Genomic DNA, 15,234 nt, shown 5'->3' on the forward strand with positions numbered 1-15,234 from the left:
GGAGTAACGATACAAGGAACTGCTTTGAAGCTGACAACCGAACTTTCCTTGCTTCCGACGTCCACGATCTTCAGTGCTGCTTTATCGCCCTTGAGCTTGTCAAAACCCGCCGCTACCAGGCTCAACACATTCCCAGAGGGAGTAACGATACAAGGAACTGCTTTGAAGCTGACAACCGAACTTTCCTTGCTTCCGACGTCCACGATCTTCAGTGCTGCTTTATCGCCCTTGAGCTTGTCAAAACCCGCCGCTACCAGGCTCAACACATTCCCAGAGCCTGCGCTGATTACGGTCTCAAGCACTTGCAACAGTGCATCGTTCATCGTCAGCGTCAGCTTTTTGGAGTCATACTTCTTATACGTGTAGCTTTCCGTGACCCAGCCAATCGCCGACAAGGCTTCGTTATATGCCATGTATCGCTGCTCTCTCGATGTTTCTGCAGGCAACTTTCTGACAACAGCCTCGGCAAAGGCCTGACTATCCAGAGCATCCTGTTTATCATCTTCACCAAGCTGCTGATCAAATACCACAAGGGACGGACCGACGACCGACGCATCAATTTTCTCCGCGGTGAGGTTCGCCAGAGTACCACTGCTCCTCGCAAGCATTTTGAGTCGGGGGCGCGCGAAAACCTCAACTAACTGAGCTTCAATTCCCTCAAAGTATTTATCCTGCACGGCCTCATCGAAAGGGAGACCCTCAACAACATTGATTATTTCGTTCTTCATATACATCGTCCTTAGTCATTAACCACCGCTCCATGCGGTAGAAACAAAACTAAGACAGCCAACCGCAACCGTCAAACTTATTAAAAAAATAACCTATGCCAATAGTTTCCAGCCCCAAAATATTTCCAACTGCCCGCCACACCCTGAACACAAAAAAAACGCCACTTATTGGCGGCGTTAGTTTCAAAGCTAATTATTATTAGAACGCAAGCGACCTCGAGGTGAAGTCGCCGTTATTCAGGAGACTGGCTTGGTTGGATACCAACGCGGTGTATAAACCCACTCCCCCCCCTCAGCACGCGAAAACACGCAAGTGGTGGATGAACCGATCAGCACCATGGTGCGCATATCGACCTGATCGGGGGTCAATTGCCCAAGTGTGGTAACACGTAGCGTCTGCCCCGGACGCCCAATGTCCCGCCCCAGTACCACCGGGGTTTCGGGCGTGCGGTGCTGGGCGACGATTTCCAGCGCACGGCCCAATTGCCATGGCCGCGAACGCGAGATCGGGTTGTAGAAGGCCAGGGCCAGGTCAGCCTCTGCCGCCAGGTCCAGACGCTTCTCGATGATCGTCCAGGGTTTCAGGTTGTCCGACAGCGACATCACGCAGAAGTCATGCCCCAACGGTGCGCCCGCTTGAGCGGCGGTCGCCAATGAAGCGGAGACACCCGGCAGGATCTCCAGATCGACGCTGTGCCAGCTCGTATCGGTAGATTCGTGCAGCGCTTCGAGCACCGCCGCTGCCATGGCAAATACGCCTGGATCGCCAGATGAGACGACCACCACTGAACGACCTTGGGCGGCCAGTTCGAATGCGTGGCGCGCGCGCTGCATCTCCTCGCGGTTGTCGGTGCAGTGCAACACTTGATCGGCACGGAACGGCCCGGCCATGCGCACGTAGGTTTCATAGCCGAGCACGTCGTTGGCACGAGTCAGTTCCGCCTTGACCGCCGGCACCATCAGTTCGGCAGCGCCAGGCCCCAGACCGATGACCGCCAAACGGCCACGAGCACGACCAATCTGCAACGGGTCAAGCGGTTGCTCAGCCATCGCGATGGTGACTCCGTTAACGTCACAGACGCTGACCGGCTCCGCGAGCGCATTGTGCACCAGTTCACCGAGACTCCCGGCAGCCGCCGCAAAACGCAGTGGCACACCCAGTTCCAGCGCCGCTTCGCGCAGTGCCGGGCTGGCCATCTGCAGATCGCTGGCCAACAGGCATGCGACCGATTGCACAGCAATTTTCGCCTGATGCAAGGCATCGCGTACCGCGTTCGGCAGATCTGCAACATCGGCGCTCACCGCAACCAGAACGTTTTGCGGGTAAATCCGTAATTCATTGGCCGCAGGTGCGCGTTCGGCGCTACCAATATGAATCGCCAGATGCGCCTGCGGATCCTGCGGCAACTGCGCCTGCGCCAGCCACGGGGCGGCGCCTTCGATACGCACGCTCTCACCGGCCAGCAAGTCCGAAACAAAGCGCTTGCCCAATTCCAGATCACCCAACGCATAGCCACTCGGCGGGTTGAGCAAGCAGGTGCCGAAGCGCAACTCACCGCTGGTGGTAATGGCAGCCGCCACACCCAGCCCATCGGCAATCTCGCGGGCCAGCACATTCACCCCGCCCAGCCCTCCGAGCAACGGCACGACCGCGCTACCATCTTCAGCGACGGCCAGCACCGGCGGCTCTGCGCCTTTTTCCAGGAGCAATGGCGCCAGTGTGCGAATGACGATGCCGGCAGCACACAAGGCAATGATCGGTGTGTCCTGTTGATAGAGCTGGCGCAGCGTCGCGCCAAATTCGTGATAAACGCGGTCCGCGCCGTCGACCCGTTCGGCCAGGCCGTGGATCAGGGCGCCAGGGTACAGCTGTTGGATTTTGCGCGCGGTCGCGAGGCTGCCATTACCCAGAATGACAATCGCCGGAACTGGACGAGTCATCAGCCTTGCCACCTTTCGCCGGGAACGATGATCAAGGAAAAATACGGCGAGGACATCGGCTCGACCTGATCCAGCGGCACAATCTTCTGATTGGCCATGGTGGCGCGCTCAACGTACAGCGCACGCTCTGCCAGACCGAGTTCCTCCAGCACCTGACGCACCTTGGGAAAGTTGCGCCCCAACTTCATCACCACCGCCGCGTCGGCATCGGCCAAACGACGCTTGAGTTCTTCGTGCGGTAGCACCCCGGACAACACCGACAGGCTTTGATTGCGATACACCAGCGGCGCACCCAGCACCGAAGCGCCGCCAAGCATCGAGCAGACGCCCGGCACCACTTCAGCCTCGTAACGTTCGGCCAGACGGTCATGCAGGTACATATAAGAGCCGTAGAAGAACGGATCACCTTCACAAATCACCGCCACGTCACGCCCGGCATCCAGATGCACTGCCAGCTGTTCCCCGGCGGCATCATAGAAATCGCTGATCACTTGCTCATAGGAAAGCGGTGGCGCCAAGGCCTCGGTGGTCACCGGGTAGACCAGTGGCAGCAGGGTCTGCGCGTCCTGCAAATGCGCTTCGATGATGCCGAACGCATTGCCTTTTTTGCCCTTGGCGACGAAGTACGCCACCACCGGCGACTCGCGCAACAGGCGTAAGGCTTTGACGGTGATCAGTTCCGGATCACCAGGCCCCACGCCAAGGCCGATCAAACGTCCAGGTTGCTGCATCATTCAATCTCCGTGGCGAGGGCATTGACCGCAGCGGCGGCCATGGCGCTACCACCCAACCGGCCCTGCATGATCACAAACGGCACGCCACGGCTGTCCGCCGCCAGCATCGCCTTGGACTCGGCGGCACCGACGAAGCCCACCGGGAAGCCAAGAATCAGCGCCGGTTTTGGCGCGCCGGCATCGAGCATTTCCAGCAAGTAGAACAACGCGGTCGGGGCATTGCCGATCACCACCACGCTGCCTTCCAGGTGCGGACGCCACAGCTCCAGCGCCGCTGCCGAACGGGTGTTGCCGAGTTCGCGGGCCAGTTCCGGAACGCTCTCGTCACGCAGGGTGCAAATCACCGGATTGTTCGCCGGCAACCGCGCGCGGGTCACGCCTTCGGAGACCATCCGCGCATCACACAGAATCGGCGCACCGGCGGCCAGCGCATCGCGTCCGGCCTTGCCGGCGCCTTCGGAAAATTGCAGACCGTCGATTGCCTCGACCATGCCGCAGGCGTGAATCACCCGCACCGCGAGTTTTTCCAGATCGGCCGGGATCCGGTCGAGGTTGGCCTCGGCGCGAATGATCGCGAAGGAGTTGCGATAGATCTCCTGACCGTCGCGGATGTAATCAAGCATCAAGGGGACTCCGTGGGCGGGCATCAAGCGCTGCGCCGGCCTCTTCAATAGTGAGGTTGCATGCTTGCAGGGCGCCGAAACCCGGCTGCCCTGCATCGCGAAAATAGAGGTCGTAATGACCGGAGCTGACCGCCAGCAAGGTGACCGGTGCGATATGCGCGGAGGCACAGGAGCGCGGGCAGCCGGACAGGTGAACGTGAACTCGGTCGCCACGACTTTGCAGCTGTGTGGACAATTGCAGGGCATCACCCTTTGTCTCTGCCAGACCTTTGCCGCACCCGGCGGATCCGGTGCACGCCACCAGATGCGCCAACGCCTGATCGGCACTCACCAGAAAGCCCAACGCCTGCAATCGCTCACTGAGCACCGGGGCATCCTGCGGGCGAATGTTCGGCAGCAGCAGGCTTTGCCAGGGGGTCAAACGCAAGCTGCCGTCACCGAACGCCTCGGCCAGGTGCGCCGCACCTTTGAGCATCGAAGCATCCAGCCGCCCCAGAGGCGGGACAGCGCCCACATAGACCAAGCCTTCCTGGCGCTGTGGATAAGTACCGATGTGCAGCCCTGGGCGCGACTCGGGACGTTGCCAATCACTGATCGGGGTCAGCGGCACCCGTTCGGCCAAGGCCTGCACTACCGATGCCAGCGAACGCTCGGCCAGTACGTGCCGCATGCGGGTCTGATCCGGCCGCGCCAGATCGAGAAACAGCTCCAGCACCGCCACCACCAAGGCGTGACCGTCATTGCGCAACACCGCCCCTGCCGGTGTATCCGTGGGGCAACCCGCCAGACCGAACGCCAGCCATTGCTCGCCATTACGTTCAACGGCGCTCAACCAGAGGTCATGAGGATGTTCGAGCATCGCCAGCGCCTCACCGCCATCCAGTTGCACGGCAAACTTGGCCGACAGCTGGTGGAAACGCTCATGACTTTGCAAGGTGGCGAGGATCTGCTCGGCCAGCGGACGAGTATCGAACAGCATGTGCCGATCGATGCCGGCCCCCGGGCTGAGCATCAGGTTGCGCACATCATCGCCAGCAGCCGTCTTGGGGCCCAATCCGGCGGCCAGCAGGCTGTCGATCAAGGGCCGGTGCTCGCTACCAATTCCACGAATTTGCAGATTGGCGCGGTTGGTCGCCTCAATCACTCCACCGGCATAACGCTCGGCGGCATCGGCCACAGCCATAGCCTGGGCAGCGCTGATCGACCCGCCATTCAACTTGATCCGGCAAATGCCGCCGTCCGATGCCTGGACGATACGCAGCAACCCCGGACAGGCCGAGGGGCGTAAGGCGGTGTGCATCTGACGTTCGTTCAAGGGGGCGACCGGCTAAGAGGTAGAAGCACTTCGCGAGCGAAGGCGCGGTATTATGCCTGCTTTGTCTGACGGCATGAAAAGCCTGCCCGTCGGAACACCCGGTTTGAGGAATATAAATGGCCCCTTGGCTGACAGTAGTGGGAATCGGTGAAGACGGCTTCAACGGCCTGGGCAAGAATGCTCGGCGCGCGCTGCTGGGCGCTTCGCGGATTTTCGGCGGCCAACGGCAACTGGATCTGCTGCCCGTGTGCATTCGTGGCGAACGACAGCTCTGGCCAAGTCCGTTTTCCCTTGAGCCGGTACTGGCGCAACGCGGTGAGCCGGTCTGTGTACTGGCCAGTGGCGATCCGATGCTGTTCGGCGTGGGCGCCAGCCTGACGCGGCAAGTTCCGAACGATGAGATGCTGATCCTGCCCGCGCCGTCCTCCTGCTCTCTCGCTGCGGCCCGGATGGGCTGGCCATTGCAAGAAGTCGTCACGCTGTCGGTGGTTGCCCGGCCAATCGCAGCGCTGAACGCCCAGCTGTTCAGCGGCGTTCGTTTACTGGTGTTGAGCAATGACCGACACAGCCCCGCCGCGATTGCCGCGCTGCTGCGCGAATGCGGTTTCGGGCCGAGCCGGATGACCGTGCTGGAACACCTGGGCGGCGCGAGCGAACGACGCGTCGATGGCATCGCCAGCGACTGGACCGACCCGGTCGTCGCCGACCTCAACCTGATTGCCATCGAGTGCCTCACYGCCCCCGATAGTCCACGCCTATCGCGCCTGGCTGGTTTGCCGGATGCAGCCTTCAAGCACGACGGCCAACTGACCAAACGCGATGTGCGCGCCATCACCCTCGCCCGCCTGGCGCCGGTGCCCGGCGAACTGTTGTGGGACGTCGGCGCCGGCAGCGGCTCGATCGGCATCGAGTGGATGCGTGCACACCCGAGTTGCCGCACGCTGGCCATCGAGGCCGATGCTGGCCGCCAGCAACTGATCGAACACAACCGCGACGCCCTCGGCGTGCCCGGCCTGCAATTGATTCGTGGCAGCGCGCCGCAGGCGTTGGCCGGTCTTGAGCGACCTGACGCTATTTTTATCGGCGGCGGCGTCACCCGCGACGGCGTGCTCGACACCTGTTGGGCGCAGCTCAAACCCGGCGGCCGGCTGGTTGCCAATGCAGTCACCCTGCAAAGCGAGATGACCTTGATGACCTGGCGTGAGAAACACGGTGGCGAGCTGACGCGGATTCATATCGCTCAGGCGCAGCCGCTGGGAGAGTTCGACACCTGGCGCCAGGCGTTGCCGATCACCTTGCTGGACGTGGTTAAACCCTTCGATGCGTGACGAAACCGCCGAACAACCCGCGCCCCTGCGCAGTGGCCTGACCACTGGCAGCTGCGCCACCGCCACCAGCCTCGCCGCCGCGCGCCTGTTGCTCGGCGCGGTGACCAGCGATGCAGTGGAGATTGTGCTGCCCAAAGGCAAACAGGTGCAGATGCGCCTGGAGTTTTGTCGACTGACTGCCGATGGCGCCGAAGCCGGAACCATCAAGGACGCCGGCGACGACCCGGACGTAACCCACGGTGCGTTGCTCTACAGTCAGGTGCGCTTGATTGCCGAACCCGGTATTCGTTTCTGCGCCGGCAAGGGCGTCGGCACCGTCACGCGTCCGGGGCTGGTACTGGGTGTCGGTGAGCCGGCGATCAATCCGGTGCCGCGCAAGATGATCTCCGACCATCTGCTACTGCTCGCGCAAGAATTCAGCTATGGCGGCGGTTTTGAGGTGACGGTCAACGTCGAGAACGGCGAGGCCCTGGCGCTGAAAACCATGAACCCGCGATTGGGCATTCTTGGCGGGTTGTCGATCCTCGGCACCAGCGGCATCGTTCGACCGTTTTCCTGCGCGGCGTACATCGCCTCGATCCACCAGGGCATTGATGTCGCCAAAACCAACGGCTACCTGCACATCGCCGCCTGCACCGGCAACGCCAGCGAAGACACCATGCACCGGGTCTACGACACTCCAGCATCGACCTGCCGCAACTGGCCGAATGGGCCGCGGACGTTGGTGCTGACGCTGCATTGCAACAAGGCATACGCGAGGCCAACACCAGCCAGCAAGCGCTGGCGATGGCCAGCGCTGCCGGTATCGCTCTCGGCGATGCGGTGTGCCGACACGCGCTGGATTTCGCCCGCAGCGTGGTGCCCAGGCAGGTTCAGGTCGAGGTGTTTGCCATCGATCGCCAGGGTGGCATCGTCGGTCATGCCGGAGATTTTCAATGAAACGTCTATTACTGCTCGGCGGCGTCACCGAAGCCCTGGCGATTGCCCGAACCCTCGGCCCGCAACACATCTACAGCCTGGCGGGCGTAGGTCGGGTGCCGACCGACCTGAACTGTCAGGTGCGGGTCGGTGGCTACGGCGGCGCTGAAGGCCTGACGCAATTCATCAAGGATCAAGGCATCGATCTGTTGCTCGACGCCACCCACCCCTACGCCGCGCAAATCAGCCGGAATGCCGCCACCGCCGCACAACAAAGCGGCATCCCGTGCTGGGCGCTACGCCGTCCGGCGTGGCAAGCGCAGACCGGGGATGACTGGCGCGAAGTCAACGACTGGGCCGAACTGATCGAAGCGTTGAAACCGTTCAAGCGCCCATTGTTTACCTTGGGCCGCGAGCCGCTGCAGCACCTGGATGAAATCCCGCCCGAGCAGTTCTGGACCTTGCGCGCGCTGGAGGTTTATCCCGGCAACGAGCGCTGCGAAGTGATCGGCGCACGTGGACCATTTTTCATCGAAGACGAACGCGCGCTGTTCGAACGCCGGCAGATCGATGTGCTGATCAGCAAAAACAGCGGCAGCAGCGCCACCGAACCCAAGCTTGAAGTGGCCCGCGAACGCGGGGTGCCGGTGCTGATCCTCAAACGGCCAGCGTTGCCGGGGGTTGAGCGGGAGTTTGAAACAGTGGCTGCGGTATTAACTGCACTGTCACTGTCAGACCATTCCTGACACCTCCCCATAAGAGCGAATCGACAGGCAACATTCTCCGAAAGAGCGGTCTGGCCAGACTCAACGGCTCTGCTCTACATTTCCTGAGCTCTCTTAGCGTCCTCACTTCCCCCAAAAGCGCGAACCTGCCCTCACAGGCTGATGACGGTCGTCCCGAGGAAAGTGCTGCTTGCCAACCTGTATCCCAAGGAATACGATCCAGCATGATCGACTTCGAACAGTCTCGACCATTTGCCGATTGGCTTCACTCACTCAGGGACACCATCGGCAAGGCTCGCCTTGTCGCCAGGCTTCGAGCTGCCGAGCATGGGAACTTCGGTGATTGTGAAGCAGTTGGTGAGGCTGTTTATGAAATGCGTGTGCATTACGGCCCCGGCTACAGGATGTACTTCACTCGTAAAGGTGAAGTGGTTTATCTGCTGTTGGCAGGAGGCGATAAGTCGACTCAAAAACGAGACATCAAACGCGCTCAACAAATGGCGCAAAACATCGGTAATGAGGAGTAAATCATGGCCGAACAATTCACCCGTTTCGACGCCGCCGACTTTCTCAAAACCCCTGAGGAAATGGCCGCTTACCTGGATGCCTGCTTTGAAGAAGATGCAGGTGACGGCGCGTTGATACGTGCCGCGCTCAACGACATCGCTCGGGCACAAGGCATGACGCAGGTTGCCCGTGATGCAGGTTTAGGTCGTGAAAGTTTGTACAAGGCACTGGGTAGCACGGGTAATCCAGAATTCACAACTATCATGAAGGTGATGAAGGCCTTGGGTCTCAAGCTCCACGCGACAGCCGCCTGAAATGCGCTGCGACACCACACCGCACGGCGGTTTTTTACTTATCGCCCCCGATCAGGCTAAATACCCGGCTTGATCACCCACCCGACCGGATATGACCCATGTCCCGACAACGGCTAGCATTTGCCTGGATCGCCTGCTTCGCAGTGCTGTTCAATATGCTCGCCATGCCAATGTCCGGCGCGATGGCGCAAGGTGCCAGTCAGTCGCCGGCCGAGCAGTTGTTGTGGGGCAGTTTCTGCTCGTCCAGCGGGACGAAGATGGTGGCGATCTCTCTGGGCAAACTTGAACAAAAAGCCCCTTCAAACGACGATCACTCGAACATGCAGCATTGCTGGTGCTGCTCGGGCTCGGCGCCTCTGGTGGCGTTGCCGGGCCATGTTCCGCAACTCTATTTCGCACGTTTCGAGGCCAATCGAAGCCGACCGGCGCCGCCCCTCGACATCCCGACGCCGCGCCAGCAATGGCCCAGCCTCAATCCCCGAGCCTCTCCTCTAGTCTGATTACCGTCGCAATTGATCTGCGTGTCTAATCGTTCTGGAGAACTGCCATGTTGAAGAAACTCATCGTTCTGGCCGCCTTGCTGCTGCCTGCGTGCTTTGCCAATGCCCATGAATACAAAGCCGGCGAACTGGAAATCGCACACCCTTGGTCGCAAGAGCTACCGCCCAACGCGCCAACGGTTGCCGCCTATTTCGTGATTCACAACAATGGCAAAACCGCCGACCGGCTGCTCAGCGTTGCTTCGCCGATCGCGGGGAAAGCCGAGTTGCACGAGCATGTGATGCAAAACGATTTGATGAAAATGCAGCAAGTGCCGAGCGTCGAGATTCCGGCGGGCGGCGACATCACGTTCGCGCCGATGGCCTGGCACGTGATGCTGCTGGAGCTCAAAGACCGCAGCCTGCTCCGCGACGGCAAGCGCTTCCCGCTGACCCTGCATTTCGAAAAATCCGGCGATGTGACCGTTGAGGTCGCTGTACAGAAACAACCGCCCGTCGGCACCGAAGCGCACATGCACGCCCAGTAATCACAGCCAGAATAACCTGTGAACGCACGGCGCTCGCTCAGCGTCAGGCGATCAGTGCCGCGTAACACCTCATTGAAGGTTGCACGCGGTAGCTGGATCAGCCTGTTCGCCATGTTGATGATCTTTATCGGCCCACTGATTTCTCAGTCGATGCCGATGGATCAACGCATGCCGATGCCTATGAACATGTCGATGGACATGAGCATGGACATGTCGGCGAACGCCCACGCCGAGCAAAACGCGCAAGCGGCTGCCGAACACTGCGCCCCCAAACCCGATCATCATGCGCTCTGGGAAAAGTGCGGCTATTGCAGCCTGCTCTTCAACTGCCCCGCGCTGCCCGGCAGCCTGTCGTTCGCTGCCTTCGACACACCTTCCGCCCACAGTTTCATCAGCCCTTCCCCCCGCCTGGGCCATGCCCGGCAAACCGTCTTCCCCGGCGCCCGCACCCGCGCCCCGCCCATCGTCGCGTAAACACCCACCACTACTCATACGGCCGACTGTAGAGAACGACAGCCGCAGGCTGCTGGCCGTGTTGTTGACGACTGATTGATGGAACCTTTATGTCCAGGTTTTCTGCTGACACACGCTTGAGCGCTGCTCAGGCATTTTTCGCCCTGAACGCGCCACGCGCCCGTTTCAAACAGGCCACTGCCATTCTGTGCGGCGCCCTGCTTTCCCCGTTGGCCAGCGCGGCCGAGCAACCGTCAGACCACAGCCAGCACACTGAAGAGCTGAGCCCGACGGTCATCACTGCTATCGCCCCAAGTTCGCCACTGACCATCGTCACCAACCCCAAAGACCCGCGCCAACCGGTGCCGGCCAGCGATGGCGGCGATTACCTGAAGACCATTCCCGGCTTCGCACTGGTTCGCAATGGCGGCACCAACGGCGATCCGGTGCTACGCGGCATGTTCGGTTCAAGGCTGAACATACTCACCAACGGCGGCATGATTCTCGGTGCCTGCCCAGGCCGCATGGACGCCCCGACCTCCTACATCTCACCGGAAACCTACGACAAGCTGACCGTGATCAAAGGCCCGCAAACCGTACTTTGGGGACCTGGCGCCTCTGCCGGCACCATCCTGTTCGACCGCGAGCCGGAAAGCTTCGGCGAGCTGGGCACCCGGGTGAACGCCAGCCTACTGGCGGGCTCCAACGGGCGTTTCGACAAGCTCGTCGACGCCGCTGCCGGTGGCCCACAGGGTTACATCCGGGTGATCGGCAACACGGCGCACGCCGACGATTACCGCGACGGCAACAACGACACCGTGCCGTCACGCTACGACAAATGGAACGGCGATGTCGCCGTGGGCTGGACGCCGGATACCGACACGCTGCTGGAATTGACCGCCGGCAAGGGCGACGGCGAGGCACGTTCGGCCGGGCGCGGCATGGACGGTTCGCAGTTCAAGCGCGAAAGCCTCGGCCTGCGTTTCGAGAAATCGAACCTCGGCGAAGTGCTGGATAAAGTCGAAGCGCAGGTCTACTACAACTACGCCGACCACGTGATGGACAACTACACCCTGCGCACGCCATCCGGTACCGGGATGATGGCCGGCCCGATGGCCTCCAACGTCGACCGCCGCACCCTCGGTGCACGGATCAAGGCCACCTGGCGCTGGGCCGATGTGCAGTTGATCAGCGGCATCGATGCGCAAACCAACGAACACCGTCAGCGCGCCGCCATGGGCATCGACACCTATAAGGACGTGCCACGCAACAAGGATGCGGACTTCCATAATTATGGCGTTTTCAGTGAGCTGACCTGGTACGCCGCCGACCGTGATCGTTTGATCAGCGGAGCACGACTGGACCGTGCCTCGGCCAAGGATTTTCGCCAGACCATTGGCTCCGGGATGATGAGCCGACCCAACCCGACCGCCGACAAGAGCCGCGCCGATACCTTGCCGAGCGGCTTCGTACGCTATGAACATGACCTGGCGGACAGCCCGACCACGCTCTACGCCGGTCTCGGCCACGCCGAACGTTTCCCCGATTACTGGGAGCTGTTCTCGCCAAAATCCGGCCCTGCCGGTTCGCTCAACGCCTTCGACTCGATCAAGCCCGAGAAAACCACCCAGCTCGATGTCGGCCTGCAATACAAAACCCAGGACCTCGAAGCCTGGGCCTCGGGTTACGTCGGCGAAGTACACGACTACATCCTGTTCGATTACACCCCCGGCATGATGGGCACGACCTCTCGGGCCGAGAACATCAACGCGCGCATCATGGGCGGTGAACTCGGCGCAGCCTACAACCTCACCTCCCATTGGAAAGCCGATGCGACCCTGGCCTACGCCTGGGGCAAAGACACCACCCACGACACGGCACTGCCGCAAATGCCGCCGCTGGATGCACGTTTCGGCCTGACCGACAGCGAAGACAACTGGAGCGCGGGCGCCTTGTGGCGAGTGGTCGCGGCGCAGAACCGCATCGAACAGAACAAGGGCAACGTGGTCGGCAAAGACTATGACAAGAGCCCGGGTTTCGGAGTGTTCTCGCTCAACGGCGCCTATCGGATCGACAAGCACTGGAAGGTCAGTACCGGCGTCGACAACCTGTTTGGCAAGGCCTACGCCGAGCACTTGAACCTGGCCGGCAACGCCGGGTTCGGCTACCCGGCCAATGACCCGCAAGCGATCAACGAACCAGGGCGCACGTTCTGGACCAAGGTCGATATGAGCTTCTAAAGGCATCGCGAGCAGGCTCGCTCCCACAGGATCGGTGCTGGACCTGTGGGAGCAGTCGGTCGACGCTCGAATGCTCGCGATCGGTTGCGCAGCAACCGCAAACAAACAACAAAGATCCACGCCAAGCGGAGCACCTGATGAAACAACCCAAACCGAATTTCTACAACCTGGCCTGGCGCTGGCATTTTTATGCCGGGCTGTTCGTTGCGCCATTCATGGYGATGCTGGCCTTGACCGGCATCGTTTACCTGTTCAAACCGCAACTCGACCCACTGATGTACGGCAGCCTGCTCAATGTGCCGGCCGGCCATCACACCGTCAGTGCCGATGAGTTGCTGCGCCGTGTCAAAGAGGCTTATCCACAGGGCCAGATCAAGCAGTACCTGCCACCAGTCAATGCCGAGCGCAGTGCGCAGTTTGTCGTTATAAATGCCGGCAGCGAGCTCAACGTCTTCATCGATCCGTATCACGCCGATATCCTCGGTGAGCAGGACGCGAAGAGAAACCTGCAAGCCATCGCCCGGGCCATTCACGGTGAGTTGATGATCGGCACCGTCGGTGATCGGCTGGTCGAACTCGCGGCTGGCTGGGGCGTCGTGCTGGTGGTGTCGGGGATGTTCCTGTGGTGGCCACGCGGGCGAACCGGTGCGGGGATCGTGTGGCCGCGATTCAGCACTCGCGGACGTGTGCTCTGGCGTGATCTGCACGCCGTGACCGGGTTCTGGGGCGCGGCGTTTCTGCTGGTGATGCTGCTCAGCGGCATGACCTGGACCGGTTTCTGGGGCAAGCAATACGCTGAAGTCTGGAACCGCTTCCCGGCAGCCATGTGGAATAACGTACCGAAATCCGACCAAGAGGCCCGCAGCCTCAACACCGCAACCCGCCAGACCGTGCCCTGGGCCATGGAAAACACGCCGATGCCGATGTCCGGCGACCACGCCGAACACATGGCGCACAACGGTGGCAGCAGCGCCCCGGCGGCGCCGACCATCAGCCTGCAAGACGTGCAGGACATTGCCGTTCAACGCAACATCGAACCGGGTTACAGCATCACCTTCCCGACCACCGCCAGCGGCGTGTTCACCATCGCCGTGTTCGCCGACGACCCACGCAACGACGCCACCCTGCATGTCGACCAGTACAGCGGTGAAGTGCTGGCCGACGTGCGCTGGCAGCATTACGGCAACGTCGCCCGCGCCACGGAGATGGGCGTGATGCTGCATGAAGGCAAGCTGTTCGGACCATTCAACCAGATCGTCGTGTTGCTGATCTGCCTGATGATCCTGCTCAGCGCCGTCAGCGGTGTAGTGATCTGGTGGAAGCGCCGCCCACAAGGAAAACTCGGCGTTCCACCGTTGCGGCATGACCTGCCGACCTGGAAAACCGGGGTGGTGATCATCCTCGCATTGGCGGTGATATTCCCGTTGGTGGGCGCTTCGCTGATCGTGGTGTGGCTGCTGGACCGCGTGCTCTTGTCGCGCTTGAACCACCAGCCTGAATCGGCCTCATCTTCATCCTGAAGACAGCGAGATGCCTATAGCAGCGCGGTTGACCTTACAATGTCGGCCCGCTGCGAACACCCGCCGAACGAGCATGCAATGACCTCGCTGAACCTCACTCATCTCGCCTGGACACCGCTGGGCCATGGCCACTGTCATCACCAGTTCCAGCTGCGTGAGGCCAGCCTGTACGTGGCGGCCGGTGAGTTCGTCGGCTTGATCGGGCCCAACGGCAGCGGCAAGACCAGCCTGTTGCGCTGTGCCTACCGGTTCAGCAAACCGGAATCCGGTGAGGTGCATCTGGCCCATCACAACGTCTGGAAGCAGTCGTCGCGCTGGTGTGCGCAACGCATTGCGGTGGTATTGCAGGAGTTCCCCGATGCCTTCGGCCTGACCGTCGAGGAAGTGGTCGCCATGGGCCGCACACCACACAAAGGCCTGTTTGATGGCGATACGCTGGAAGACCGTCGAATTGCTGAACAGGCACTGGAATCGGTGGGCCTCAAAGGCTTCGAAGATCACGCCTTCGCCACGCTGTCGGGCGGCGAAAAACAACGCGTCATACTCGCCCGCGCCCTGGCTCAGCAACCGCAATTGCTGATCCTCGACGAACCGACCAACCACCTCGATCCACGCTATCAGCTCGAACTGCTGCAACTGGTCAAGCGCTTGCAGATCGGCACCCTGGCGAGCATCCACGACCTCAACCTGGCCGCGGCCTTCTGCGATCGGCTGTACGTGATCAACCACGGACGCATCGTCGCCAGCGGCACGCCAAAACAAGTGCTGACCACCACGTTGCTGCGTGAAGTGTTCGGCGTCGAAGCGCTGATCGATGAACACCCGCTCTCCGGCTACCCCCGAATTACCTGGATAACCCAA

14 protein-coding genes and 2 pseudogenes are annotated in these 15,234 nt (G+C 61.2%); 11 read left to right on the top strand and 5 right to left on the bottom strand.

Features of this window, described 5'->3' with window-relative positions:
- From AC1DH9_RS09310 to cobG, 5 genes are all read right to left on the bottom strand, one after another.
- Positions 1–728 (bottom strand): hypothetical protein (locus tag AC1DH9_RS09310; protein ID WP_477808078.1); only part of this gene is annotated, 728 nt, incomplete at its 3' end.
- Positions 729–965: 237 nt separating this feature from the next.
- The gene (cobJ, locus tag AC1DH9_RS09315; protein WP_427538139.1) at positions 966–2,669 is read right to left on the bottom strand and encodes a precorrin-3B C(17)-methyltransferase; all 1,704 of its coding nucleotides are present in this window, start codon (positions 2,667–2,669) and stop codon (positions 966–968) included.
- Positions 2,669–3,400 carry a precorrin-2 C(20)-methyltransferase gene (locus AC1DH9_RS09320; RefSeq protein WP_427529598.1) on the bottom strand — a complete coding sequence of 244 codons (732 nt, stop codon included), beginning with the start codon at positions 3,398–3,400 and terminating at the stop codon, positions 2,669–2,671. The genes cobJ and AC1DH9_RS09320 overlap by 1 nt, the downstream gene beginning before the upstream one ends.
- Positions 3,400–4,026 (bottom strand): precorrin-8X methylmutase, encoded by a 627-nt coding sequence (locus AC1DH9_RS09325; RefSeq protein WP_427538142.1) that lies wholly within the window; start codon positions 4,024–4,026, stop codon positions 3,400–3,402. The genes AC1DH9_RS09320 and AC1DH9_RS09325 overlap by 1 nt, the downstream gene beginning before the upstream one ends.
- On the bottom strand, positions 4,019–5,326 hold the full coding sequence (cobG, locus tag AC1DH9_RS09330) for a precorrin-3B synthase (protein ID WP_427538145.1): 1,308 nt from the start codon (positions 5,324–5,326) through the stop codon (positions 4,019–4,021). The genes AC1DH9_RS09325 and cobG overlap by 8 nt, the downstream gene beginning before the upstream one ends.
- A 131-nt stretch (positions 5,327–5,457) precedes the next feature.
- Between cobG and cbiE the strand changes: the two genes are divergently transcribed.
- The 11 genes and pseudogenes from cbiE to AC1DH9_RS09385 form a co-directional block, all read left to right on the top strand.
- Positions 5,458–6,669 (top strand): precorrin-6y C5,15-methyltransferase (decarboxylating) subunit CbiE, encoded by a 1,212-nt coding sequence (gene cbiE / locus AC1DH9_RS09335; RefSeq protein ID WP_427538148.1) that lies wholly within the window; start codon positions 5,458–5,460, stop codon positions 6,667–6,669.
- Positions 6,662–7,608, top strand: a pseudogene (locus AC1DH9_RS09340) (cobalt-precorrin-5B (C(1))-methyltransferase). Before cbiE ends, AC1DH9_RS09340 begins: the two are co-directional and overlap by 8 nt.
- A complete protein-coding gene (locus AC1DH9_RS09345) occupies positions 7,605–8,333 on the top strand; it encodes a cobalt-precorrin-6A reductase (protein WP_427538154.1) in 729 nt (242 codons plus the stop codon). Before AC1DH9_RS09340 ends, AC1DH9_RS09345 begins: the two are co-directional and overlap by 4 nt.
- 203 nt (positions 8,334–8,536) lie before the next feature.
- On the top strand, positions 8,537–8,839 hold the full coding sequence (locus tag AC1DH9_RS09350) for a type II toxin-antitoxin system RelE/ParE family toxin (protein ID WP_103316981.1): 303 nt from the start codon (positions 8,537–8,539) through the stop codon (positions 8,837–8,839).
- 3 nt (positions 8,840–8,842) lie between these two features.
- Positions 8,843–9,133, top strand: coding sequence for an addiction module antidote protein (locus AC1DH9_RS09355; RefSeq protein WP_103316984.1), 291 nt, complete (start codon positions 8,843–8,845; stop codon positions 9,131–9,133).
- Positions 9,134–9,231: 98 nt separating this feature from the next.
- The gene (locus AC1DH9_RS09360) at positions 9,232–9,633 is read left to right on the top strand and encodes a DUF2946 domain-containing protein (protein ID WP_347928787.1); all 402 of its coding nucleotides are present in this window, start codon (positions 9,232–9,234) and stop codon (positions 9,631–9,633) included.
- A 47-nt stretch (positions 9,634–9,680) separates the two neighbouring features.
- The gene (locus AC1DH9_RS09365; RefSeq protein ID WP_427538158.1) at positions 9,681–10,160 is read left to right on the top strand and encodes a copper chaperone PCu(A)C; all 480 of its coding nucleotides are present in this window, start codon (positions 9,681–9,683) and stop codon (positions 10,158–10,160) included.
- Positions 10,161–10,214: 54 nt separating this feature from the next.
- Positions 10,215–10,634, top strand: coding sequence for a DUF2946 domain-containing protein (locus AC1DH9_RS09370; protein ID WP_427538161.1), 420 nt, complete (start codon positions 10,215–10,217; stop codon positions 10,632–10,634).
- Positions 10,635–10,723: 89 nt separating this feature from the next.
- Positions 10,724–12,853, top strand: a complete 2,130-nt coding sequence (locus AC1DH9_RS09375) for a TonB-dependent copper receptor (protein ID WP_477808079.1) — start codon at positions 10,724–10,726, stop codon at positions 12,851–12,853.
- 137 nt (positions 12,854–12,990) lie between these two features.
- Positions 12,991–14,373, top strand: coding sequence for a PepSY-associated TM helix domain-containing protein (locus AC1DH9_RS09380; RefSeq protein WP_477808080.1), 1,383 nt, complete (start codon positions 12,991–12,993; stop codon positions 14,371–14,373).
- Positions 14,374–14,451: 78 nt separating this feature from the next.
- Positions 14,452–15,234, top strand: a pseudogene (locus AC1DH9_RS09385) (ABC transporter ATP-binding protein); the annotation flags it as partial.

This window comes from Pseudomonas sp. 05T35, from assembly GCF_056396605.1.